This window comes from Variovorax sp. J31P179 (assembly GCF_030316985.1).
Lineage (GTDB): Bacteria > Pseudomonadota > Gammaproteobacteria > Burkholderiales > Burkholderiaceae_C > Variovorax > Variovorax ginsengisoli_B.
The window spans coordinates 1-20,439 of sequence record NZ_JASZYL010000021.1 but is presented as its reverse complement, the minus strand read 5'-3'; the positions used below and the strand labels follow the sequence as shown (position 1 = coordinate 20,439).

General features: G+C 67.0%; 19 protein-coding genes. 11 read left to right on the top strand and 8 right to left on the bottom strand.

The window, feature by feature from the left end:
* The first annotated feature begins 8 nt into the window (after positions 1 to 8).
* Positions 9 to 1,205 carry an amino acid aminotransferase gene (locus QTI17_RS32100; RefSeq protein WP_286538057.1) on the top strand — a complete coding sequence of 399 codons (1,197 nt, stop codon included), beginning with the start codon at positions 9 to 11 and terminating at the stop codon, positions 1,203 to 1,205.
* On the top strand, positions 1,202 to 1,582 hold the full coding sequence (locus QTI17_RS32095; RefSeq protein WP_286537969.1) for a RidA family protein: 381 nt from the start codon (positions 1,202 to 1,204) through the stop codon (positions 1,580 to 1,582). Before QTI17_RS32100 ends, QTI17_RS32095 begins: the two co-directional genes overlap by 4 nt.
* Before the next feature lie 3 nt (positions 1,583 to 1,585).
* On the opposite strand, the gene QTI17_RS32090 is transcribed toward QTI17_RS32095, so the two are convergent.
* Positions 1,586 to 1,984 carry a tautomerase family protein gene (locus QTI17_RS32090; RefSeq protein WP_286537967.1) on the bottom strand — a complete coding sequence of 133 codons (399 nt, stop codon included), beginning with the start codon at positions 1,982 to 1,984 and terminating at the stop codon, positions 1,586 to 1,588.
* 108 nt (positions 1,985 to 2,092) lie between these two features.
* On the opposite strand from QTI17_RS32090, the gene QTI17_RS32085 reads away from it, so the two are divergent.
* Positions 2,093 to 2,962: a LysR family transcriptional regulator gene (locus QTI17_RS32085; protein ID WP_286537966.1), complete on the top strand. Its 870-nt coding sequence runs from the start codon at positions 2,093 to 2,095 to the stop codon at positions 2,960 to 2,962.
* A 24-nt stretch (positions 2,963 to 2,986) separates the two neighbouring features.
* Complete coding sequence (locus QTI17_RS32080) at positions 2,987 to 3,658, top strand: M23 family metallopeptidase (protein ID WP_286537965.1); 672 nt, start codon at positions 2,987 to 2,989, stop codon at positions 3,656 to 3,658.
* An 18-nt stretch (positions 3,659 to 3,676) separates the two neighbouring features.
* Here QTI17_RS32080 and QTI17_RS32075 read toward each other — a convergent pair whose 3' ends face one another.
* Positions 3,677 to 4,744, bottom strand: a complete 1,068-nt coding sequence (locus QTI17_RS32075) for an ABC transporter substrate-binding protein (protein ID WP_286537962.1) — start codon at positions 4,742 to 4,744, stop codon at positions 3,677 to 3,679.
* Between the two features lie 58 nt (positions 4,745 to 4,802).
* Here QTI17_RS32075 and QTI17_RS32070 point away from each other — a divergent pair, with 58 nt between their 5' ends.
* Positions 4,803 to 7,274 carry a sensor histidine kinase gene (locus tag QTI17_RS32070; protein ID WP_286537961.1) on the top strand — a complete coding sequence of 824 codons (2,472 nt, stop codon included), beginning with the start codon at positions 4,803 to 4,805 and terminating at the stop codon, positions 7,272 to 7,274.
* Positions 7,271 to 8,410: an adenylate/guanylate cyclase domain-containing protein gene (locus tag QTI17_RS32065; RefSeq protein WP_286537958.1), complete on the top strand. Its 1,140-nt coding sequence runs from the start codon at positions 7,271 to 7,273 to the stop codon at positions 8,408 to 8,410. The genes QTI17_RS32070 and QTI17_RS32065 overlap by 4 nt, the downstream gene beginning before the upstream one ends.
* 9 nt (positions 8,411 to 8,419) lie before the next feature.
* Here QTI17_RS32065 and QTI17_RS32060 read toward each other — a convergent pair whose 3' ends face one another.
* Positions 8,420 to 8,542 (bottom strand): hypothetical protein, encoded by a 123-nt coding sequence (locus QTI17_RS32060; protein ID WP_286523703.1) that lies wholly within the window; start codon positions 8,540 to 8,542, stop codon positions 8,420 to 8,422.
* 60 nt (positions 8,543 to 8,602) lie between these two features.
* Complete coding sequence (locus QTI17_RS32055; protein WP_286537955.1) at positions 8,603 to 8,800, bottom strand: hypothetical protein; 198 nt, start codon at positions 8,798 to 8,800, stop codon at positions 8,603 to 8,605.
* 486 nt (positions 8,801 to 9,286) lie between these two features.
* Between QTI17_RS32055 and QTI17_RS32050 the strand changes: the two genes are divergently transcribed.
* Together QTI17_RS32050 and QTI17_RS32045 are read left to right on the top strand one after the other, a co-directional pair.
* Positions 9,287 to 10,966 (top strand): tannase/feruloyl esterase family alpha/beta hydrolase, encoded by a 1,680-nt coding sequence (locus QTI17_RS32050; protein WP_286537953.1) that lies wholly within the window; start codon positions 9,287 to 9,289, stop codon positions 10,964 to 10,966.
* Positions 10,967 to 11,023: 57 nt separating this feature from the next.
* Positions 11,024 to 11,518, top strand: a complete 495-nt coding sequence (locus QTI17_RS32045) for a MarR family winged helix-turn-helix transcriptional regulator (RefSeq protein ID WP_286537952.1) — start codon at positions 11,024 to 11,026, stop codon at positions 11,516 to 11,518.
* A 21-nt stretch (positions 11,519 to 11,539) separates the two neighbouring features.
* On the opposite strand, the gene QTI17_RS32040 is transcribed toward QTI17_RS32045, so the two are convergent.
* On the bottom strand, positions 11,540 to 12,280 hold the full coding sequence (locus QTI17_RS32040; protein ID WP_286537951.1) for a glycosyltransferase family 32 protein: 741 nt from the start codon (positions 12,278 to 12,280) through the stop codon (positions 11,540 to 11,542).
* A 79-nt stretch (positions 12,281 to 12,359) separates the two neighbouring features.
* Here QTI17_RS32040 and QTI17_RS32035 point away from each other — a divergent pair, with 79 nt between their 5' ends.
* A complete protein-coding gene (locus QTI17_RS32035) occupies positions 12,360 to 14,456 on the top strand; it encodes a tetratricopeptide repeat protein (RefSeq protein ID WP_286537949.1) in 2,097 nt (698 codons plus the stop codon).
* 39 nt (positions 14,457 to 14,495) lie between these two features.
* Here QTI17_RS32035 and QTI17_RS32030 read toward each other — a convergent pair whose 3' ends face one another.
* The gene (locus QTI17_RS32030; RefSeq protein WP_286537948.1) at positions 14,496 to 15,803 is read right to left on the bottom strand and encodes a ClC family H(+)/Cl(-) exchange transporter; all 1,308 of its coding nucleotides are present in this window, start codon (positions 15,801 to 15,803) and stop codon (positions 14,496 to 14,498) included.
* A gap of 261 nt (positions 15,804 to 16,064) precedes the next feature.
* On the opposite strand from QTI17_RS32030, the gene QTI17_RS32025 reads away from it, so the two are divergent.
* On the top strand, positions 16,065 to 17,210 hold the full coding sequence (locus tag QTI17_RS32025) for an FAD-binding oxidoreductase (protein ID WP_286537947.1): 1,146 nt from the start codon (positions 16,065 to 16,067) through the stop codon (positions 17,208 to 17,210).
* Here the strand turns inward: QTI17_RS32025 and QTI17_RS32020 are convergent.
* Complete coding sequence (locus tag QTI17_RS32020; RefSeq protein ID WP_286537946.1) at positions 17,185 to 19,551, bottom strand: ATP-binding protein; 2,367 nt, start codon at positions 19,549 to 19,551, stop codon at positions 17,185 to 17,187. The genes QTI17_RS32025 and QTI17_RS32020 overlap by 26 nt on opposite strands.
* An 18-nt stretch (positions 19,552 to 19,569) precedes the next feature.
* On the opposite strand from QTI17_RS32020, the gene QTI17_RS35275 reads away from it, so the two are divergent.
* Positions 19,570 to 20,142, top strand: a complete 573-nt coding sequence (locus QTI17_RS35275) for an FmdB family zinc ribbon protein (protein WP_503011152.1) — start codon at positions 19,570 to 19,572, stop codon at positions 20,140 to 20,142.
* Between the two features lie 72 nt (positions 20,143 to 20,214).
* Here QTI17_RS35275 and QTI17_RS32010 read toward each other — a convergent pair.
* On the bottom strand, positions 20,215 to 20,439 hold a 225-nt coding region (locus QTI17_RS32010), incomplete at its 5' end, for a hypothetical protein (RefSeq protein WP_286537944.1).

Sequence of the window (20,439 nt, the reverse complement as noted above, 5' to 3'; positions counted from 1 at the left end):
CCACCTCGCTGTTCAGCCATGTCCCGCCTTACGAGGGCGACCCCATCCTTTCGCTGATGGAGGCCTTCCAGGCCGACCCTCGGCCGCACAAGGTCAGCCTCAGCATCGGCGTCTATTTCGACGGCGAAGGCCGCCTGCCGGTGCTGCCTTCGGTGCGGCAGGCCGAGACCGCGCTGTCGCAGGACATCGGTGCCCGGCCCTACCTGCCGATCGAAGGCATCGCGGATTTCCGCGCCGCCGTCCAGCGCCTGCTGTTCGGCGCTGGCCACGAGGCCGTGGCCAGCGGCCGCATCGCCACCCTGCAGACCCTCGGCGGCTCCGGCGGCCTCAAGGTCGGCGCCGACTTCCTGCGCCGCTACTTTCCGGGCGCCGGCGTCTGGGTCAGCGACCCGACGTGGGACAACCATCGCGCCATCTTCGAAGGCGCAGGCCTCGAGGTCCGCAGCTACCCCTACTACGACCCGGCCACCGGCGGCCTCTGCTTCGACCGCATGCTGGCCAGCCTCGATGCCCTGCCGCGTCGCAGCATCGTGCTGCTGCACGCCCGCTGCCACAACCCGACCGGGGTCGATCTATCGAAGACCCAGTGGCAGGCGCTGATCCCGGTGCTGCGCGAACGCGAACTGATTCCATTCGTCGACATCGCCTACCAGGGTTTCGGCGATGGGCTCGACGAAGACGCCTTCGCGCTGCGCGCGCTGGCCGACGCCGGCATCCAGTTCTTCGCCGCCAATTCGTTCTCGAAGAACTTCTCGATGTACGGCGAGCGCTGCGGCGGCCTCAGCGTGGTGTGCAGCGACCGCGCCGCCGCCGACACCGTGCTGGGCCAGTTGAAGGCGACGGTGCGCCGCAACTACTCGACGCCGCCCACGCACGGTGCCCGCGTCATCAGCCGCGTGCTGAACGACCCCGCCCTGTTCGCGCTCTGGCGCGACGAAACGGCCGCCATGCGCCAGCGCATCCGCGCCATGCGCGAACGCCTGCTGGCGGTGCTCGACGAGAAGTTCCAGGGACGGCGCGACTTCGGCTACCTGGTCCGGCAGCGCGGCATGTTCAGCTACACCGGCCTCGACGAGGCCCGGGTGGCACGACTGCGCGACGACCACGCGGTCTACCTGGTGCGCTCGGGCCGGATGTGCCTCTCTGGACTGACCGGCGCCAATGTCGACCACGTGGCGCGGTCGATGGCGGCGGTGCTCGCGTGAAGCAGGTGGTCGACACCGGGCTGCCGCCGCTGGCGCAGCCGTTCTCGTGGGCGGTCAAGGCCAGGGGCCTGCTGTTCACGGCCCACGGGCCGGTGCGCGCCGACGGCAGCATCGACACCGGCACGATCGAGGACCAGGCCCGCCTGACCTTCGGCAACCTGCAGCGCGCGGTTGCCGCCGCCGGCGGCAGCCTCGAAGACGTCACCCAGGTGCTGATCTGCATGACCGATGTCAAGGACATGCCGCAGGTCGATCGCGTCTACCGCGAGTTCTTCGCCCCACCCTATCCGAACCGCTCGAGCATGGGCGTCTCGGGGCTGGTGGTGCCGGGCATGAAGATCGAGATCGTCGCCTACGCGGCGATCGACGACGACTAGGGGTCAGACGCCCGCCTGCTGGTGCCGGAACTCCTGCGTCCTGCCGCCGTAGCCGTAGGCAGCGGCGCGGGCATCGATCAGGTGCACGTACGAGACCTCGTGCAGGTTGCTCCTGAGCGCGGCCATGGCGTCGAAGATCGCGCGCAGGTAGCGCGCCTTCTCGGCCTTGGTGTTGGTCTCGTCGGTGATGCTGATGTCCAGGTGGAAGGCCGACTTCCCGAGTTCGGCGAGCGACTGGCCGCCGATGAACCAGCTCTCGGCGCCGATGTATTGCACCGTGATCGCGATCACAGGCAGCTTCTTGTCGAGCACGGACTGGGTCAGCTCGGCCACCGTATCGACCACCTTGCGCGTGAGCTGCGGGTCGGGCTGGCCGGACAGATGAATGACGATGTGGGGCATGGTGCGTTGCTTTCCTCGTTGATCGAAGGCCCATTGTGAAATTCGCAGATCCTCCTGAAAAGCGGGAAGATATGATGCATACCATCTGTTTCATGAATGGATGTGCGCATGCAGCCGCTCGATCTCGAACAACTGAAGACCCTGGTCGCCGTGGTCGATGCGGGCAGCCTCACGGCGGCGGCGCCGGTGGTGTTCCTCTCGCAGTCCGCCGTCAGCGAGCAGATGCGCAAGCTCGAAGAGCGCTGCGGCCATGCGCTGCTGACCCGCAGCAAGGCCGGCGTGGCGCCGACGCCCGCGGGCCTTCGCCTGCTCGACCATGCCCGGCGCCTGCTCGCCGCCAGCGACGAGGCCCTGCGCGACCTGAGCGGCGAGACGCTGCAGGGCGAGCTGCGGCTGGCCGTCACCGACTATTTCCGGCCCGGTGATCTGAGTCGGCTCCTGAGCCGGCTCGGGCAGGACTACCCGCAGCTGCGCCTGCACGTCAGCGTGCTGCAGGGCAGCGCCATGGAGGCCGCCTTCGGCCGCGGCGATTTCGATATCGGCCTCGCGATGCGGATCAATCCCGCGGCCCCCCGGGCCGGCGCCCGCGGGCCCGCCTCGCCATGGCGTCGCGAAGCGCTCGCCTGGGTCGGCGCCGAGGGCCTTCGCATCCGGCGAGGCGAGCCGCTGCGGCTGCTGGTGCTGCCCGACAGCTGCTCGCTGCACCAGTTCACGGTCCGGCTGCTGCGCCAGCGGCGCGTGCCGCATGCGGTGGCGCACGTCGCCTCGGGCGTGGCGGGCCTGCAGTCGGCCCTGGCGGCGGGGCTGGGCGTGGCCTGCCTCAACGAATCGGCGCTGTGCCCCGGTGTGGCCCGGCTGCCGGCGCCGCACGGCCTGCCGGCGCTGCCGCGGGTCGCTTTCCAGTTCCTGCCGGCACGGCGCGGCGAAGCCGAGCTGGTCACGCGCGTGCGCGAGCTGCTGGCCTCCCAGCTGGGCTGAACCGGCTGCCTTTAAAGTCGACCCATGACAGCTCAGTACAGGACATCCATCGGCCGCCGGGCGGCAGCCATCGCCTGCGCCGTGGCGGGCGCGCTGCTGGTCGGCTGTGCGTCGACATCGTCACCGCCGCCGAAGCGGGCAACGCCGGCCGCCGCCCCCTCGGAGGCGGCTTCCAGCCCCGGCGCCCGCGCCAACCCCAGCCCCCGCGCCGAGTCTTCGCGCAGCGCCAAGGCAGCCAAGCCGAAGCAGGACAAGGCGCAGCCGCGCGCCCGCGCCGACAAGCCGCAAGCCACGGCCAAGGTCGACCGCAGCTTCCTGCGGCCCTCGAGCGGCGCGGTCGTGTCGCGCTTCGACGGCGGCTCGAACAAGGGCGTTGACTTCGGCGGCGCCAAGGGCGATCCGGTCCGCGCCGCCGGCGACGGCAAGGTGGTCTTCGCGGCCGCCACGCTGCGCGGCTACGGCCGGCTGGTCATGATCAAGCACGACGCCACCTACATGTCGGCCTACGCCCACAACAGCGAGCTGCTGGTGAAGGAAGGGCAAGCCGTCAAGCGGGGCCAGGTCATCGCCCGCATGGGCAACACCGAATCGACCACCGTCAAGCTGCACTTCGAGCTGCGCCGCAACGGCAGCGCGATCGACCCGATGCCGTTCCTTACGGCCAGCGGGGGCGGTGCGAATACCGCCGACGACTGAGCGCCCCCGCGCAGGGGTTCACTGGATGATCCGGTCGGCCCGGTTCAGCACCGCCCGCGGAATGATCACGCCGAGGCGCTTGGCGGTCTGCAGGTTGATCAGCAGCTCGAACTTGGTCGGCTGCTCGATCGGCAGGTCCGCCGGCCGGGCGCCCTTCAGGATCCGGTCGACATAGCGGGCGCCGTCCTTGCCTTCCATGCCGTAGCCGGGCCCGTAGGCCATCAGGCACCCGTTCTCGGCATAGTCGCCGCGGGCACAGATCGACGGCAGCTTGTGGGCGATCGCCAGTTCCGCGATCTGCCGCTGGTTCGAATTGGCGACCGGGTTCAGCGTCACCCACACGGCGGCGCTGCGCGCCTTGACGGCCGCGTCGAAGGCCTCGGCATAGCTGTCCGGGCTGCTGGCTTCCATCGAGTAGAGCTGGAGGCCGAGTTTCTCGGCCGGCACCTGGCTGGCCTCCCATTGGGGCACGGAGCCGGGCGCGCGAGGGTCCCACAGCACCGCCACCCGGGTGATGCCCGCCAGGGTCTCTTTCAGGATCTCCAGCCGCTTGCCGGTGAGGATCGCCGCCACGTTGGTGATGCCCGTGCTGTTGCCGCCGGGCCGCGCCAGGCTTTCGGCGAGCCCGGTGGCGATCGGGTCGGTGACGCCCATGAAGACGATCGGCACGGTCCGGGTCGCCTTGCTGGCCGCCTGCGCCGCATTGGTCGTGACGGCGACGAGCACGTCGATATCGAGCCGGACCAGTTCGTCGGCCAGGCCCGACAGGCGCTGCAGGTCCTGGCTCTCGTGACGGTACTCGATCAGGATGTTCTGACCTTCGACATAGCCAAGATCGCGGAGCCCGCGGCGAAACGCCTCCAGCCGCGGTGCGTCGGCGCTGGCCGAGACGGCCGCCAGGTAACCCAGGCGCGGAATCTTCTTCTGCTGCTGGGCCCGCGCCAGCGGCCCGGCGACCGCCAGCGCCATGCAAAGAAGAATCCACCACCACCTGCTGCGCATCACGTCACTCCTCGGGGCCGGCAGCCGCGCCCAGCGATTTTGCGCCGCCGCGGGCGTCGCGAGTGCGATGGGCAGGTCGGCCATGAGGCCTAGGCGGCCGGGCTTCCCATCGCGCAGGCGACGGGTGTCCAATCGACAGGCCATGACGGCCCCGGATTCGTTTCCCGCCTCGCTCTCGGGCGAGCTTGCCTCGACGGCCCACAGCCGGCGCTCGGCCCATTTGCCGCCGGGCACGCGCGACGTCCACCGGGGCCGCCTGTTCCGCAAGTACCTGCTGCTGATCCTGTCGCTGGTGACCACGGTGCTGCTGGCATCGAGCGCCATCAGCCTCTATTTTTCCTACCAGGAGAACAAGTCGGCCCTCGCCAGCCTGCAGCATGAAAAAGCGCTGGGTGCGGCGTCGCGCATCGAGCAGTACGTGCAGCAGGTGTCGGAGCAGCTGGCCTACGCCTCGCTGGCCCAGCTCGAGGCCTCGGACCTGGAGTCCCGGCGGGCGGAATTCTGGCGGCTGCTGCGCCAGGCGCCCGAGGTCACCGACATCGCGCTGCTCGACAGCACCGGGCGCGAGCAGATCGAGGTCTCGCGGGTCGGCATGGACGTGCTGGGCTCCGGCCGCAACCGGGCGTCGGAGGCCGCCTTCCGGGGCGCCCTGCCCGACGCGCCCTGGTTCGGCCCGGTGTACTTCAACCGCGGCACCGAGCCCTACATGGCGGTCGCGATCCGCTCCGGCGGGCCCAAGGGGCCGGTCACGATTGCCGAGCTCAACCTGAAGTTCATCTGGGAGGTGGTCTCGCGCATCCACATCGGCGAAGCGGGCAAGGCCTACGTGGTCGACAGCAACGGCCTGCTGGTGGCCGACCCCGACATCGGCCTGGTGCTGCGCAAGACCAGCCTGGCCGCATTGCCGCATGTGCAGGCGGCGGCCGGCGGTGTGCCGCAGGGCCAGGCGATGGTGTCGCGCGACCTGCAGGGCGCCTCGGTCCTGACCTCGATGGCGCCGATCCAGCCGCTGGGCTGGAAGGTGTTCGTCGAGCAGCCGATCGGCGAGGTCTACGCCAAGCTCAACGACTCGTTCCTGCGCGCCGCGGTGCTGCTGCTGGCGGGGCTGGCGATCTCGGCACTGGCGGCGTCGCTGCTGGCGCGCAGCATGGTGCGGCCGATCCGCACCTTGGCGCGCGGCGCGCGGCGCATCGGCCAGGGCGACCTCAACCAGCAGATCGAGGTCAGCACCGGCGACGAGCTGGAAGGCCTGGCCCACCAGTTCAATCGCATGTCGGCCCAGCTGCGCGAGTCCTACGGCGAGCTGGAGCGCAAGGTCGAGCAGCGCACCGCCGAGCTGAGCGCAGCGCTCGAGCACCAGACCGCCACAGCCGAGATCCTGCGCGTGATCAGCCGCTCCCCGACCGACCTGCAACCAGTCCTGCAGGCCGTGGCCGAGCGTTCGGCGGCGCTTTGCCGCGCCTATGGGTGCAGGATCTGGCTGCCGGAGGAAGACCACCTCCGCTCCATGACCGGCTACCTGGGCGTGCGGGGCGACGAGGCCGTGGCGGGCCGCGACGAGGTCCTGCCGCTGACCCGCGGATCGGTGGTCGGCCGCGCTTTTGCCGAGCGCCGGACTGTCCATGTGCAGGACGTCACCCGGCTGTTCGATGCGGAGTATCCGGATTCGCGCGAACCCCAGAGCCGCCACGGATTCCGGACCGTGCTGGCCGTTCCGATGGTGCGCGACGGCGCATCGGCCGGCGTCATCGCCGTGATGCGCCGGCAGGTCCAGCCGTTCTCGAATGCCGAGGTCAGGCTGGTCGAGACCTTCGCCGACCAGGCGGTGATCGCGATCGAGAACGCGTGGCTGTTCCGCGAGATCGAGGAGAAGAGCCGCCAGATCGAAGTGGCCAACCAGCACAAGTCGGAGTTCCTGGCCAACATGTCGCACGAGCTGCGCACGCCCCTGAACGCCATCATCGGTTTCTCCGAGGTGCTGACCGAGCGGACCTTCGGCGCCGTCAATGACAAGCAGATGGAATACCTGCGCGACATCCATTCGTCCGGGCAGCACCTGCTGACCCTGATCAACGACGTGCTGGATCTGTCGAAGATCGAGGCCGGACGGATGGAGCTGGACCTGAGCTGCTTCGACCTCGGCCTGCTGCTGGAGAACGCCCTGACGCTGGTGCGCGAACGCGCGCAGCGCAGCGGCCTCTGGCTGTCGCTCGAAGTCGGCGACGGACTCGCCGAATGGGTCGCGGATGCGCGCAAGGTCAAGCAGGTGGTGGTGAACCTGCTGTCGAACGCGGTCAAGTTCACGCCGGCCGGCGGCCAGGTGCGGCTCATGGCGCGGCGCATCGAGGGCGCCGACGGCCACGCCATGGCCGAGGTGAGCGTCGCCGACACCGGCGTCGGCATCGCGCCCGAAGACCATGAATGGGTGTTCGACGAGTTTCGCCAGGCCGGCGACGACTACTTGCGCAAGGCCGAGGGCACCGGCCTGGGCCTGTCGCTTGCGCGGCGTTTCGTCGAGCTCCATGGCGGCACGCTGGCGCTCGACAGCCGCCTGGGCGAAGGCGCCACCTTCACCTTCGTTTTGCCGCTGATGACACGCGAGGCCGTCGAATGAATGCACAAGCGAACGCCCATATCCTGGTGGTCGACGATGTCGACAAGAACGTCCGGCTGCTCGCGGACATCCTGACCGCGCGCGGCTATCGGACCAGCACGGCCGCCTCGGGCGAAGAGGCCCTGGCGCGCATTGCCGACGACCCGCCCGACCTGGTGCTGCTGGACGTGATGATGCCGGGCATGAACGGCTATGACGTCTGCCGTGCCATCCGCGCCGACCCGGCCCAGGCGGTGCTGCCGGTGGTGCTGGTGACGGCGCTGAACCCCGAGCAGGAGCGCCTGAACGGCCTGAACGCCGGGGCCGACGACTTCCTGAGCAAGCCCATCCATCAGGCCGAATTGCTGGCCCGCGTGCGTTCCCTGCTGCGCGTGAAGACGCTGTACGACGAGGTCCAGCGGCAGCGGGCCGAACTGCTGGCCTGGAACCGCACGCTCGAGCAGCGCGTCGCGGAAAGCGTGCAGCAACTGGAGCGCGTGGGCCAGCTCAAGCGATTCTTCTCGCCCCAGCTGGCGCAGGCGATCATCGCCGGCGGCACCGACGATCCGCTCAAGAGCCACCGGCGCGAGATCACCGTCGTCTTCCTGGACCTGCGCGGCTTCACCGCCTTCACCGAGACCGCCGATCCCGAGGAAGTGATGGCGGTGCTGGCGCAATACCATGCTGCGATGGGCCGGCTGGTGCTCGACCATCAAGGCACGCTGGAGCGCTTCTCGGGCGACGGCATGATGATCTTCTTCAACGATCCGCAGCCCATGGACGACGCGCCCGCCAGGGCCTTGCGGATGGCGGTCCAGATGCAACGCGAGATGGCGGCCCTCAGCGGGCAATGGCGCCGGCGCGGGTACGACCTGCACATGGGCATCGGCATCGCGCAGGGCTTCGCCACGCTGGGCGGCATCGGCTTCGACGGCCGCATCGACTACGGCGCCATCGGCACCGTCACCAACCTGGCGGCCCGCCTTTGCGGTGAAGCGGCGGGTGGCGAGATCCTGGTCTCTCAACGCATCAAGGCGGCCTTGCACGACATGGCGCTCGAGGCCGAATGGTCGATCGAGGCGGTCGGCGAGATCGAGCTCAAGGGCTTCCATCGCAAGGTGGCCGCCTGGCGCGTGTTCGGCGGGGTGGATCGCTGAGACGGCTGTTCAGGGCGCCCGCAGCAGGACCACCACTTCGGAGGTCAGCACGATCCAGCCCATGATCAGCAGCAGCCAGGCCGGCGGCCAGGCCAGGCGCTGAAGCAGCACGAGGATCGCGTAGAGCAGCATCGCCGCATTGTCCGGGCGACACTGCGGCGGGGGAATACCACCGAAGGGGGAGGCTGGCGGTCAGCGGCCGGACAAGGAACCCGAGGCCGTGTCGAAGCCCAGGGTCGTGGCGCATTCCCGCGCCAGGGCGGCCGAGCGAGACACCTGCTCGGTCATCCGGTCGTTCAGGTGCCTTCCGCCGCGCCATGCCATCCAGACCCACCCCGCCGACACGGCGATCAGGCTGGCGCCAAGCCAGATCAGGTGAACGAACTCCATCGACAAGCTCCTCGTATTGGAGGCGCGAGTCTGTCTGCATGGCGCGTCATCGACATCCTACGGATTGGGGATGCGGCGCGAGGCCGGGCCCGGTCTCGATACGGGTATGTCCCGAGCAATTCGTTAATTTAAATAACTATTCTGCGCTTCTCGCGCTGCCCGTTTCGTTGCCCACGCAACAAGCAAAGCGCGGCGCGAACAGCGAGGAATCGCTGCAAAGAATAGTTAACAACAGGAGACATCATGGAGTCCCACGCCACGTTGAAGGTCTTGATTGCGGGTGCCCTGTCCGCTGCCGCTGTGAGCGGTTGCGGCGGCGGGGGCGGCGGATTTTCGTTGCCGATCGCAAGCGCCCCCGCCCCCGCCCCTGCCCCCGCGCCCGCGCCAGCCGCTCCTCCGGCGCCTTCCGCATCGGCGCAACCCCCGCTCCTCAACAACCCCGACGCCGCGGCCGGCTGCGCTGCGGTGGCGACGCTGGCGTCCGAAATGTCGGCGACCGGTCGCAAGGTGAGCATCACGTCCGCCACGCTGTCGAAGACCACCGCCACCGACGCGAACGGCAATCCGCAGACCTATTGCGCCGTGGTCGGCACCATCAACGGCGGCCGGACGGGCTTCAAGGCCGCCGGCCAGACCGACGCGCAGACCACCTATGCGATCGGTTTCCAGATCAACCTGCCCAGCACGTGGAACAGCCGCCTCTTCTTCAGCGGCGGCGGCGGAACGGATGGATCCATCCCCAACACGACGGGCGTCATCACCAATGGCGAGGCGGTCAATCCGCTGCTTTCCGGCTACGCGACCGTATCGGACGACAGCGGGCACAGCGACAGCGTCAACAGCGACCCGAACAACGCCGGCAGTTCGGCCTTCGGCCTCGATCCGCAGGCGCGCCTGGACTTCGGCTACAACGCCATCGGCCAGACCAAGCAGCTCGCCAACCAATTGATCACGCGCTATTACGGCAAGAAGCAGGACTACGCCTATTTCATGGGCTGCTCCGAGGGCGGGCGCGAAGCCATGATGGTGTCGCAGCGCTTCGGCGACGAGTTCGACGGCGTCGTGGCCGGCGACCCCGGCTCCGATCTGCCCAAGGCGTGGCTGGCGGAAGCCTGGGACACCCAGCAGTTCGGTGCGGCAGCGGCCGCACAGCAATTGTTCGAGAGCGCCGGCCCAGGGGCCGGCACCACGCCGCTTCTCTCCGCGGCCTTCACGATGCCGCAATGGAAGGCCATGCAGACGGCGATCCTCGCCAAATGCGATGCCGACGACGGCCTGGTCGACGGCATGATCAACAAGTCATGCAACTTCGACGTCAGCACGCTGGCCTGCGGCGCCACGGGCGCGCCGGCGGACTGCCTCGTCCCGGCGCAGGTCACGGCCATGCAAAAGGTCATGGGCGGCCCGAAGAACAGCGCCGGCACCGCGCTCTACGCGGACTGGCCGTGGGACGCAGGGATCGGCGCAACGGGCTGGCTGATCTGGAAGGTGGGGATCCCCGGCTTCGGCGCACCGGGCGTGAATGGCGCGATCAACGTGACGCTCGGCGGTGGCGCCGGTCCGCTGGTCTTCACCACGCCGCCCACGCAAGGCCTGTCGACCGCGAATTCGCTGGTGCAATACCAGTTGAATTTCGACTGGGACAACGATGCACCGAAGATCACCACCACCAGCGGCATCTACGGCACATCGGCCTATGACTTCATGGGCACCCATTCGACCGACCTGTCCACTTTCAAGAACAAGGGCGGCAAGCTGATCGTCTACCACGGCACCAGCGATCCGGTGTTCTCGTTCAACTACACGGCCAACTGGTACAGCGCGCTGAGCCAGACGGCCGCGAACGGCACGGTCAAGGACTTCGCACGGCTCTTTGCCGTCCCCGGCATGAACCATTGCAGCGGCGGTCCGGCAACCGATTCGTTTCCGGCCTTCACGGCGGTCGTGAACTGGGTCGAAAAAGGACAGGCGCCGGACCGGCTGATCGCGCGTTCCAGCACCACGACACCGGCCCAGTTCGGCTGGACGCTGCCGACAGGGGCGACGACCCGGGTACGGCCGCTGTGCCCCTATCCGCAGTACGCGAAGTACACCGGCGCGACAGGCACTTCGCAGACTGCGCTGGCAGCGCAGAACGATCCGGCCAACTACGTCTGCACGCCCTGAAGCGCTCCTGCGTGCCGGCATGACCGGCAGAAGGCGGCCGCTACACTGGCCGCCGACATGACGGCACGCACCTCAACCCCTACGCACGAGCCCGCCGTGCATTCCCCTCGCGGCGGTCTGGAGGACGAGCGCATGCGCCGGCTTCTCGGCTACAGCCTCGTGCAGGCAGCGATCCCCACGACCAACCTGTTCCTCAAGCACGTGGGGGAGCCATTCGATCTCCGGCGGGTCGAATATTCGCTGCTCGTGCTGGTCGACTCGAACCGCGATGTCGCCCCGAAACAGCTGGCGCGCGCGCTCGCCGTGTCAGTGCCCTACCTCACGGTGACGCTCGACCGGCTGGAGGCCCGCGGCTTGCTGAGTCGCAGCCGCAGCGAAGTCGATCGGCGCTCGCAGCATGTGCGGCTGACCCGCAAGGGCTCCGACCTGGTCAAGAAGGCGGAGGCGGTCGCCCTGTCGATGGAGAAGGAACTTCTGGGCCATCTGACGCCAGGCGAAAGTGCTTTGCTCTTCGAGTTGCTGCAGCGCGTGTCCGCGCATCGACGCGGCTGAGTCAGAACACGCGGAGTCGCTTCAGCCCGGCAGGACGACCGGTTCGTCGAGTGCCGAGTAGTGGGGCCGCGATTCGTACACCAGTTTCCTGTACTGAGGCCCCAGCGCATTGAAGATGAACCCCATCTTGTAGTTCGTCCTCTCGAGATGGTAGTTCGCGCTCTTGAGCAAAGGCACGATGGCCTCGGTGTAGGCAACCGGACCGGTCGTGTAGAAGACCCCTTCGGGGCCTACGCCGAACCGTTCGACCGTGTAGTTCTCGATGTTGTTCAGCACGTGTTCGATGACGGCTCTGAGAATGACGTGGCGGGGCGCAGCGGCCACATACCAGTTCTGGAACTCGCCTTGCGGGAAGTTCGAGAAGTGCCCGCCCCATCCGGGATGCGTTCCATCCGGCCCGTTGTCCCAGTGCGAAAGCAGATACTCGTGACTTGAAACGATGTCGTCGAGCCTCTTGGTCAAGCCGCTCTTGAGGTCCAGGTAGACGCCGCCCACCCTGTAGATCAACAGATAGCGAAAGAAGTCCGCCCGCGCAGCCCCGTACCGGGGATTGATCCTGTCATACGCCTTCTGGATTCGCGGGTCGTAGTTCTTGCGGATGAAATCGACGCAGGCGTTGTCATCGTAGAACTCGTAGCGCCAGCCCGGGTTCTGAACCTGAAGCTTCCGGACGTGCTCGGCCAGCTCCGCGGGAAGCGCGGCATGGGCATTGGTCTGATGCAATATCCTGGGGATGCGGGTAAGCAATGGCTTTTGAAGCATGCGTCGTCGAGAAGCTCAGCCTGGGTGGCGCGATTCTACGCTTGGCGTTCAAATCGAATCCCCATAGACTCGCGACCCCATGGACGTCCAGATCGCATGGGCCGAGCGCTACTTCCGCGCCGGCCAAATCAAGAGCGCAGAACCGCTGCTGCGCCAGATCGTAGCCAAGCCGAACCCACCGTCCAAGGCCTACGAACTGCTGGCCTACATCTGCGGCAACCGCGGCGAGACGGAAGCTTGCGAGGAATACCTGACGAAGGCCGCCCAGCTGTCCAAGTGCTCGCCGGAGTGCTTGTTCTATCTCGGTCGTGTGCAGCTCCAGAGCGGCCGGGCGCGCGAGGCGACGACTTCATTCGAACGCTCGCTCAAAGTCGGCGGCGACTACTTCGAAGCGCTCCACGAACTCGGTGTCGCCTATGCCGCTTTGCACGAGGACGAGCGCGCCGTGGCCGCGTTTCGCCGCGCCGAGCGCAAGAATCCGCGTTCGCCGTTGCTGTTGCACAACCTCGCGAATGCCTTGACCGGTTTGGAGCATTTCAACGAAGCGCTGGATTGCTACGACCGCGCCCTGGCGCTGGAACCGGATCGTGCCGGCGCCTGGAGCGATCGCGGCTCGGTACTCACTCGCCTCGGCCGCGGGCTCGAAGCGCTGCAGAGCTACGACCGCGCGCTGGCCCTGGACCCCGGCAACGTCGCCGTCCTGGAGGATCACGCCACCAGCCTGCTTGCGATGCGGCGCTATCCGGAGGCGCTGGCGGCCTACGAGGCGTTGGCGAAAGTGGCACCGGACAGCGACTACCTGCCCGGCCACCTGCTGCATCTGCGCATGCACGAGTGCATCTGGCAGGACTGGGAACGCGACACGCAGGAGTTGTTGGTGCGGGTCGGGCAGGGCGAACGAGTCGCGACCCCGTTCTCGTTGATGGGAACTCCGGCGGATGCTGCGACGCTGCAGGCCTGCGCGCGAACCTTCGCCGAGAGCAGGTATCCGGCGCGCGACGACGACGAGTCGGCAGCGGCGAGTGCGCCGCCTGGTGACGCCAGCCGAAAGCTTCGCATTGCCTACTTCTCCTCCGACTTCCGGAACCACGCGACATCGCAACTCATGGTCCGGCTTTTCGAATGCCACGACCACACGCGCTTCGAGTGGTTCGGCTATTCGCTCGACCGCGGCGAAGGCGACGAACTGGGTCGCCGGGTCAGCGAGGCCTTCGATCATTTCGTCGAGGTCGGCGATCACAGCGACGCCGAGATCGCCGACATGGCACGCGAGGCGGGCATCGATATCGCTGTCGATCTCAACGGCTTCACGCAGGGTTTTCGGGCCGGCATCTTCGCCCGTCGCGCGGCGCCGCTGCAGGTCAACTACCTCGGCTTCCCCGGGACGATGGGTTGCACCTACATGGACTACCTGATCGCCGATCCGCGCCTGATACGCAGCGGCGAGGAGGCGCACTACACCGAGAAAGTGGTGCGGCTACCCGAAAGCTACCAGGCGAACGACAACACCAAGCGAATCGCAGGAGACGTGCCTTCCCGAGAAGCCATGGGCCTTCCGGCGCAAGGCTTCGTCTTTGCCTGTTTCAACAACAGCTTCAAGCTCACGCCCGACGTATTCGACGTCTGGATGCGCCTGCTGCGCGATGTGCCTTCCAGCGTGCTGTGGCTGCTGGCGGGCAGCGAGCGCATGCAGGCCGAGGTCGCCGCCGAGGCGAAGGCGCGCGGCGTGGCGTCCGAGCGCATCGTCTGGGCAAGCCGAGCGCCCCTGGCCGATCACCTGGCGCGCCACGCCCATGCCGACCTGTTCCTCGATACCTTCCACTGCAATGCGCACACCACCTGCAGCGATGCACTCTGGGCTGGCCTGCCGGTGCTGACTTTGGCAGGGAGCACCTTCCCGGCACGCGTGGCGTCCAGCCTGCTGCATGCGGCTGGCCTGGATGAGCTGGTCACGCACAGCGTGGCCGACTACGAAGCGGCGGCACGAAGACTCGCAAACAACCCGGATGAACTGGCAGGCCTGCGCGATCGCCTGCGCGTGGACCGCGACCGGTTGCCGCTCTTCGACACGCCGCGCTTCGCTCGCCACATCGAGGCCGCCTATGAGGCCATGGCGGAGCGCAGGCGAAATGGGCTCGAGCCCGATCACCTTTGGATCGACGCGTTGCCGATTTGAAATGGCCCGGCCACGCGGCGGAGGCTTCCACCCCTCGTTCTATCCGGCGGTACGCAGTTTGCGTTCGGCCCGTTCGCGCAACAGGTCGTAGATCGGCGGGATGCCGAGCAGGTTCATCACCACCATGGCGCCAAAGCAGGCAGCCAGCATCGGCAGCAGCAAATTGACGCTGCCCGTCATCTCCACGGCCAGGCAGATGCCCGTCAGCGGCGCACGGACGACTGCGGTGAAGAATGCGGCCAGGCCGACTACGGCGTAGGCGGTCGGAGACGCGCTGTCCGGAAACCACTGCCCGTACAGCCGACCGAAGACGAGGCCGATCTGCGCGCCGAGGACGAGCATCGGCGCGAACAGGCCGCCGGGCGTGCCGGCCGCATAGGAAAGCGGACCGAACGCGAACCGGAATGCAAAGATCAGGCCGATGGTGGACAGGGATCCGGCGTTGAGCAGCGCTTGCTGCGTGAGCGCGTCTCCGCCTCCGACCCATTGGGGCGCCAGCCAACCCAGGAGGCCGACGCCGACGCCGATCAACGCCGCCCGAGCCGCTACCGGAATCCCGTCAGCCTGATCGGCCATCGCCAGTGCGCCCATGACGGCGCGCGTGTAGGCGGCAGCCGCGAGCGCTGCAACGACACCGAGGGCCACATGGACCGGCACCGTCGCGAAGCCCGGGAAGGCTTGCGCCGGCACGGCGAAATCCGGCTCCGCGCCCACGAACACGCGCGCCACAGCGATCGCGCCCGCCGAGGCGCCCAATGCCGCGGCTGCGGTGCGCGTGTCGAAACGCCGCAGCAGTTCCTCCAGCACGAACACAGCGCCGGCGATCGGGGCGTTGAAGGCCGTGGCGAGCCCCGCGCCCGCGCCCGCGGCGAACAGCACGCGGGCGTCGACCTGACCGCGCCGGAACAACCGGCCGATCAGGTCCGCGATCGAGTGACCCATCTGCACACTGGGCCCTTCGCGACCGAGGGCGAGGCCGGAGCCGATGGCGAGCACTCCGCCGACGAACTTGACGATGGCGGTGCGCACGGGTCGGCCCGGTTCGCCGCCGTTGATCGCCGCCTCGACCTCAGGGATGCCGCTACCTGCCGCATTCGGGGAAATCCTGCTCACCAGCGCTGCGGCAAGCGCAGTCGCCGCAGCGGTGCTGGCGACGACGAGCAAAAAGCCGACGAGCCCCTCCTGATGCGCCCAGGCAATGTACTCGCCTCGCAGCGCATCGGCCGCTTGAAGCAGGCGCCTGAATACGGCGCAGACGAGCCCCGTGGCACATCCCACGAGCAGCGACAGCAGCGCGAGAACCAGCGTGCCGGCTCTGCTGTCGTCCTGATCGAGGTCTGGCGCCATATTGTTGTCACTAGAGGGGACTGCCTGCAGTGAGGCGATTTTGCAAGCTGGAGCACGTGCTGGTCTCACTATCTGGCGACCGTTTCGGCGTGTTACCAATCTTGCGCCGAAGCTTGCAGGGCGCCAGCGTCGGCTGGCACTGTCGATTTCAGCGCTTGAAATCTGCCGCTCGATTGCCTTGGCCTGGTCGTCGTCGGCGCCGGAGTAAAGTGCTCCACTCGCAGGACTTCAGCGGAGGGCGCATGACGCATCGGTGGCCTGATGATCCACTTGGGCGCAATGAACGGCGTCATCGTCGATCCTTCGGCCCGGCGGGCAGTATGCGGCGGCGGCGCGACCTGGGCGAACATCGACGCGGCGACGCAGCTGCACGGGCTGGCGACTCCCGGCGGCTTCATCAGCCACACCGGCGTCGCGGGTCTCCCCCTCGGGGGCGGGATCGGGTGGCTCACCAAGATGGCCGGACTCTCGTGCGACAACCTCGTGGCCGCTGAAGTCGTGACTGCGGACTCGCGCATCGTCCGCGCGTCAGCGGAAGAAAATCCCGAGCTATTCTGGGCGCTGCGGGGCGGCGGTGGCAACTTCGGCGTCGTCACATCATTCGAATTTGCTCTTCACCCCGTGGGCCCTCTGGTCAACCTCGGGCTGTTCTTCTTCGGTCTCGACAACGGGTCCGAGGCCTTGCAGTTCGCCCGCGGATTCGTCAAGACCTTGCCCACCGACGCGACCGCCTTCCTGGCGATCGGCTTGAGCGCGCCACCCGCGCCATTCGTGCCCGAACAGTATCGGTTTCGGCCCGGGCATGCGCTGCTGGTCGCGGGCTTCGGGTCGGCCGAGGCGCACCGCGAGGCCGTGGCCCCGATCCGCGAGGCCGTGACGCCGCTTTTCGAATTGGTCACGCCGATTCCCTACGTCGCGCTCCAGCAGATGTTCAACGAAAGCGCCACCTGGGGCACGCTCGGCTACGAGAAGGCCCTCTACCTCGACGAGTTGTCGGACGCGGCGATCGCGGTCATCGGCGAACACGTGCCGAAGAAGAGCTCTCCGCTGTCGTTCTGCCCGACGTTCATCATGCCCGGCGCCTACTGCACCCCTGGCGACGCCGACACGGCCTTTGGCGGAAGCCGATCTGCAAGCTACGTGTTCAACATCGGAGCCGCCGCCCTTGACCGCGAGTCGTACGAAGCCGATCGAACCTGGGTGCGCAATTTCTGGGAAGCGATGCGGCCACATGCGACGGGGTCGGGCGGCTACGTGAACTTCATGATGGAGGTTGACGACGACCGCGTGCGCGCCTCGTACGGCGAGGCCAAGTACGAGCGCCTTGCACGCATCAAGGCCGAATACGACCCGGACAACATCTTCAGCCTCAACGTCAACATCAAGCCGACGCCGCAGGCTGCGTGAGATTCGGCTGGAATGCCATGGCCAGTTCGATAGCCTCGTCGATGTTCGGTATCCGCCCCTCCGCGAAGGCCGCCTCGACCTCTTCCTTGTGGCGATCGAACCAAAGCCTGGCCCTGCCGAGCTCCACCATGTTGGCGCTCGCGGACCGAAGTGAGCCGATCGAGTCATATACACCGCAGGCGCCGAGCAAGAGCGGTCGCGCAAAGTGCCCCTGCATGACCTTCTCGGCGGCTTCGCCAAACGCCCAAAGCGCATTCGCGATTTCATATTTCGCGCGTCGCTCCACGGCAATGCGCAGTGACTGACGCAACAGTTCGAGGCCGCTTTCAACATCGCCGGTGCGCACTTGCTCTACGCCGATGACGCGCAGCAGGACAGCGGTGCGAAAACCGTCGCCCAACGATTGATATATCGCCAGCGCTTGCTTCCACAAATCCAGCGCGAGTTCATTCTTGTGTTCCTCGTGCTTGTTTTGCCCCATATGCCAAAGCGTGAGGGCGACGCCCCAGAGGTCATCGACTTCGCGCATCAGGCGCTGGCTCTCTGCGAAACGCTGGTCGGCCAGTGCGAAGTCCCGCTCCTCTACTGCGGACACGCCCAAGAAGTCGAGCGCATACGCCTCGCAGCGGCGATCTCCGCAGGCTTGGGCCATCTCCAAGCCTTGATGCAAGGCCTGCTGCATCGTGGACCTGTCCCCCTTGAAAAAGGAGATGTAGCCCAGGAAGAACGGCGCCCATGCATGGTCGGCAGGGTACTCGGCGGCATTCGGCGCCGCCATCGCGCGACGTAGCCAAAAGACGCCTTCGCTGTATTCGCTGCGGATGGCCCAGTATCGTCCAAGGCGGGATGCCAATCGAAGCCCAGGCAGCGTTCTGTGAGCGCTGGCCGCCCATTCCAGCGCCGCACGAACGTTGTCACCCTCCGTCTCTATCGCCTGAAGTGCAGCGAGCTGACCTGCCCCATACAAGCGCGGTTCGGCACCTTCGACGAGCTCCACGAAATGGTCGAGATGGCGATCGCGAACGACATCCAATTCCCCCGCCTCGACCAGCTTTTCAACGGCGTACTGGCGAACGGATTCGAGCAGCTGATAGCGCACCTTCTCTCGCTCTTCCCGCACGCCGACCAGCGACTTGTTGACCAGATGGCTCAGTGCCTCCAGCACGTCGATCTCGATCTCCGCACCCGACGCAACAGCCTCTGCGGCAACCAGCGTGCAGCCACCCGCGAACACGGAGAGCCACCTCAACAGTGCACGTTCGGGCGCTGGCAGAAGATCGAAGCTCCAGTCGATCGCGGCCCGGAGCGTCTGCTGGCGCGGCATGGCCGTCCGGCTGCCTCCGGTAAGCAAGCGGAATCGGTCGTTCAGGCGCGCAAGAATCTGATGGACGCTGAGCACCTTGGCGCGGGCTGCCGCCAGCTCGATCGCCAACGGTATGCCGTCCAGCCGGATGCAGATCTCCGCAACCGATGGCAGGTTCTGCCTGTCTGCTGCAAAGGACGGCTGGGCCGCAGCCGCCCTCTCGACAAACAACCGGACTGATTCGTATTGCAACAGAGATTTGGGCTCGGCGAGCGGGCTGGCGCCGACTTCAGGCATCGTGAGGGGACGGACCTGAAATACGAGCTCGCCTGGAACGGCCAGTGCCTCGCGGGTGGTGGTGAGAACCGTGATCGCAGGACACCGTGCCAGCAGCCGCTGGGCGAGTCGCGCCACTGCCTCGATCATGTGTTCGCAGTTGTCGATGACCAGCAGGACCTGCTTGTCCTTCAGGAAATCCGTTAGCACATCTTCGGGCTTGCGCACGCCCTCCTCACGCAGCCCGAGGGCATGGGCAACCGCACTCGGCAGAAACGTTGGGTCGGACACCGGCGCGAGTTCCACGAACCGTGTCCCGTCGACGAACGCATCGGCCACCGACGAGGCGACCTGAATCGATAGCCTGGTCTTGCCGGAACCTCCCGGACCCGACAAGGTGAGCAGCCTGGTCAGACGCAACTGCTCACGGATCGCGGCAAGTTCAACTTCACGGCCGATGAAGCTGGTGAGCGGGATGGGGAGGTTGTTCGGTGTCGCGCGCTGTGCCCCGAGGGACGGAAACTCGCTGCACAGCCCGGGTGCCGCGAGTTGAAAGATTCTTTGCGGTTGCGCGAGATCCCTCAGTAGATGCTCGCCCAAGTCACGCAACGTCACCTCCCGGGGCAGGCGGTCGCTCACGAGCTCAGCCGTCGTCAACGACAACAACACTTGGTCGCCGTGGCCAGCGGACAGGATGCGCGACACACGGCTCAGCGTGATCCCAGAGACGCGGATCCCATCGCATCGGGGAAGTGCTGCCATAGCCTGGTGCTGCCCTCGATGTCGGTGAACAGAAAGGTGACCGTGCCCGTGGGGAGTTGCGTCATAGGTCACCGCGGGACGCAAATGGGCGCACCGTCCGACAGAACGCCCGCGATCCCGGCGCGGGGAAACGGCCGGTCGGCTTGGTTCATCGGTGGTGCAGGAACTGGTGACGGCATCCATTGTCGCGTGCATCCGCTGTGGATGACAATCATCTCCTCGCCAGAGAGCATGAGTTCGACGAGGCAATTTGAACGCTCCATACCTCGGTCGGCGCTGGCGAACAGACAGTCACGGCCAATCGCTGACCTCCACCACGTCCCGAAAGTGTTTCCACGGAAGCGCCATCGTCGTAGGATGAGACGCCAGGAGCGGGGCGCTTCCCTCATGGAACTTTCCCAACCCGCTCTCGGGTGGAGAAATGCCATGCCTACGTACCAATATCGTTGCTCAAAGTGCGGCGCGGTTTTCGAGCACATCGAACACGTCGCCGAGCATGAGACTGCTCGCCTGCGTTGCCCGAAGTGCGCCAGTGAGGCCGTTGAACACCAGCCGACGCAGTTCTTTGCGAAGACTTCCAAGAAAAGCTAGGCCATCCACCCGAAACCGCCGCCGCCGCGCGCGCGCGCGCCGTTAGATACCTAAGGTTGTGGGAATTTTCTACTATGACTCTTCCGGTTGTGGAAGTTCGTCGAACTTTGACATCGTGGGCGTTGCGCCCGTGTCATGGCGCCGTCGAATGGACTGACGTCGTTGTGTGACGACATCAGGCGTCAACCTAGGGAGATGCTGATCAATGAACGACGTCGTCGGATCTGAAGACATCACGACGCGATGGGTCGCGATTTCGGTCAACGTCGCGCCGTGAGGTCTGCCCGCCGGGCGTTT

Bases quoted from the DNA above. Each gene is read 5' to 3' on its own strand.
- QTI17_RS32060 (WP_286523703.1), bottom strand. From the start codon at position 8,542: ATGCTGCTCTACGCGATCCTCGTGCTGCTTCAGCGCCTGGCCTGGCCG.
- QTI17_RS32035 (WP_286537949.1), top strand. From the start codon at position 12,360: ATGGACGTCCAGATCGCATGGGCCGAGCGCTACTTCCGCGCCGGCCAA.
- QTI17_RS32025 (WP_286537947.1), top strand. From the start codon at position 16,065: ATGATCCACTTGGGCGCAATGAACGGCGTCATCGTCGATCCTTCGGCC.
- QTI17_RS32070 (WP_286537961.1), top strand. From the start codon at position 4,803: ATGACGGCCCCGGATTCGTTTCCCGCCTCGCTCTCGGGCGAGCTTGCC.
- QTI17_RS32090 (WP_286537967.1), bottom strand. From the start codon at position 1,984: ATGCCCCACATCGTCATTCATCTGTCCGGCCAGCCCGACCCGCAGCTC.
- QTI17_RS32065 (WP_286537958.1), top strand. From the start codon at position 7,271: ATGAATGCACAAGCGAACGCCCATATCCTGGTGGTCGACGATGTCGAC.
- QTI17_RS32030 (WP_286537948.1), bottom strand. From the start codon at position 15,803: ATGGCGCCAGACCTCGATCAGGACGACAGCAGAGCCGGCACGCTGGTT.
- QTI17_RS32075 (WP_286537962.1), bottom strand. From the start codon at position 4,744: ATGGCCGACCTGCCCATCGCACTCGCGACGCCCGCGGCGGCGCAAAAT.
- QTI17_RS35275 (WP_503011152.1), top strand. From the start codon at position 19,570: ATGTCGGTGAACAGAAAGGTGACCGTGCCCGTGGGGAGTTGCGTCATA.
- QTI17_RS32020 (WP_286537946.1), bottom strand. From the start codon at position 19,551: ATGGCAGCACTTCCCCGATGCGATGGGATCCGCGTCTCTGGGATCACG.
- QTI17_RS32085 (WP_286537966.1), top strand. From the start codon at position 2,093: ATGCAGCCGCTCGATCTCGAACAACTGAAGACCCTGGTCGCCGTGGTC.
- QTI17_RS32055 (WP_286537955.1), bottom strand. From the start codon at position 8,800: ATGGAGTTCGTTCACCTGATCTGGCTTGGCGCCAGCCTGATCGCCGTG.
- QTI17_RS32045 (WP_286537952.1), top strand. From the start codon at position 11,024: ATGACGGCACGCACCTCAACCCCTACGCACGAGCCCGCCGTGCATTCC.
- QTI17_RS32080 (WP_286537965.1), top strand. From the start codon at position 2,987: ATGACAGCTCAGTACAGGACATCCATCGGCCGCCGGGCGGCAGCCATC.
- QTI17_RS32040 (WP_286537951.1), bottom strand. From the start codon at position 12,280: ATGCTTCAAAAGCCATTGCTTACCCGCATCCCCAGGATATTGCATCAG.
- QTI17_RS32050 (WP_286537953.1), top strand. From the start codon at position 9,287: ATGTCGGCGACCGGTCGCAAGGTGAGCATCACGTCCGCCACGCTGTCG.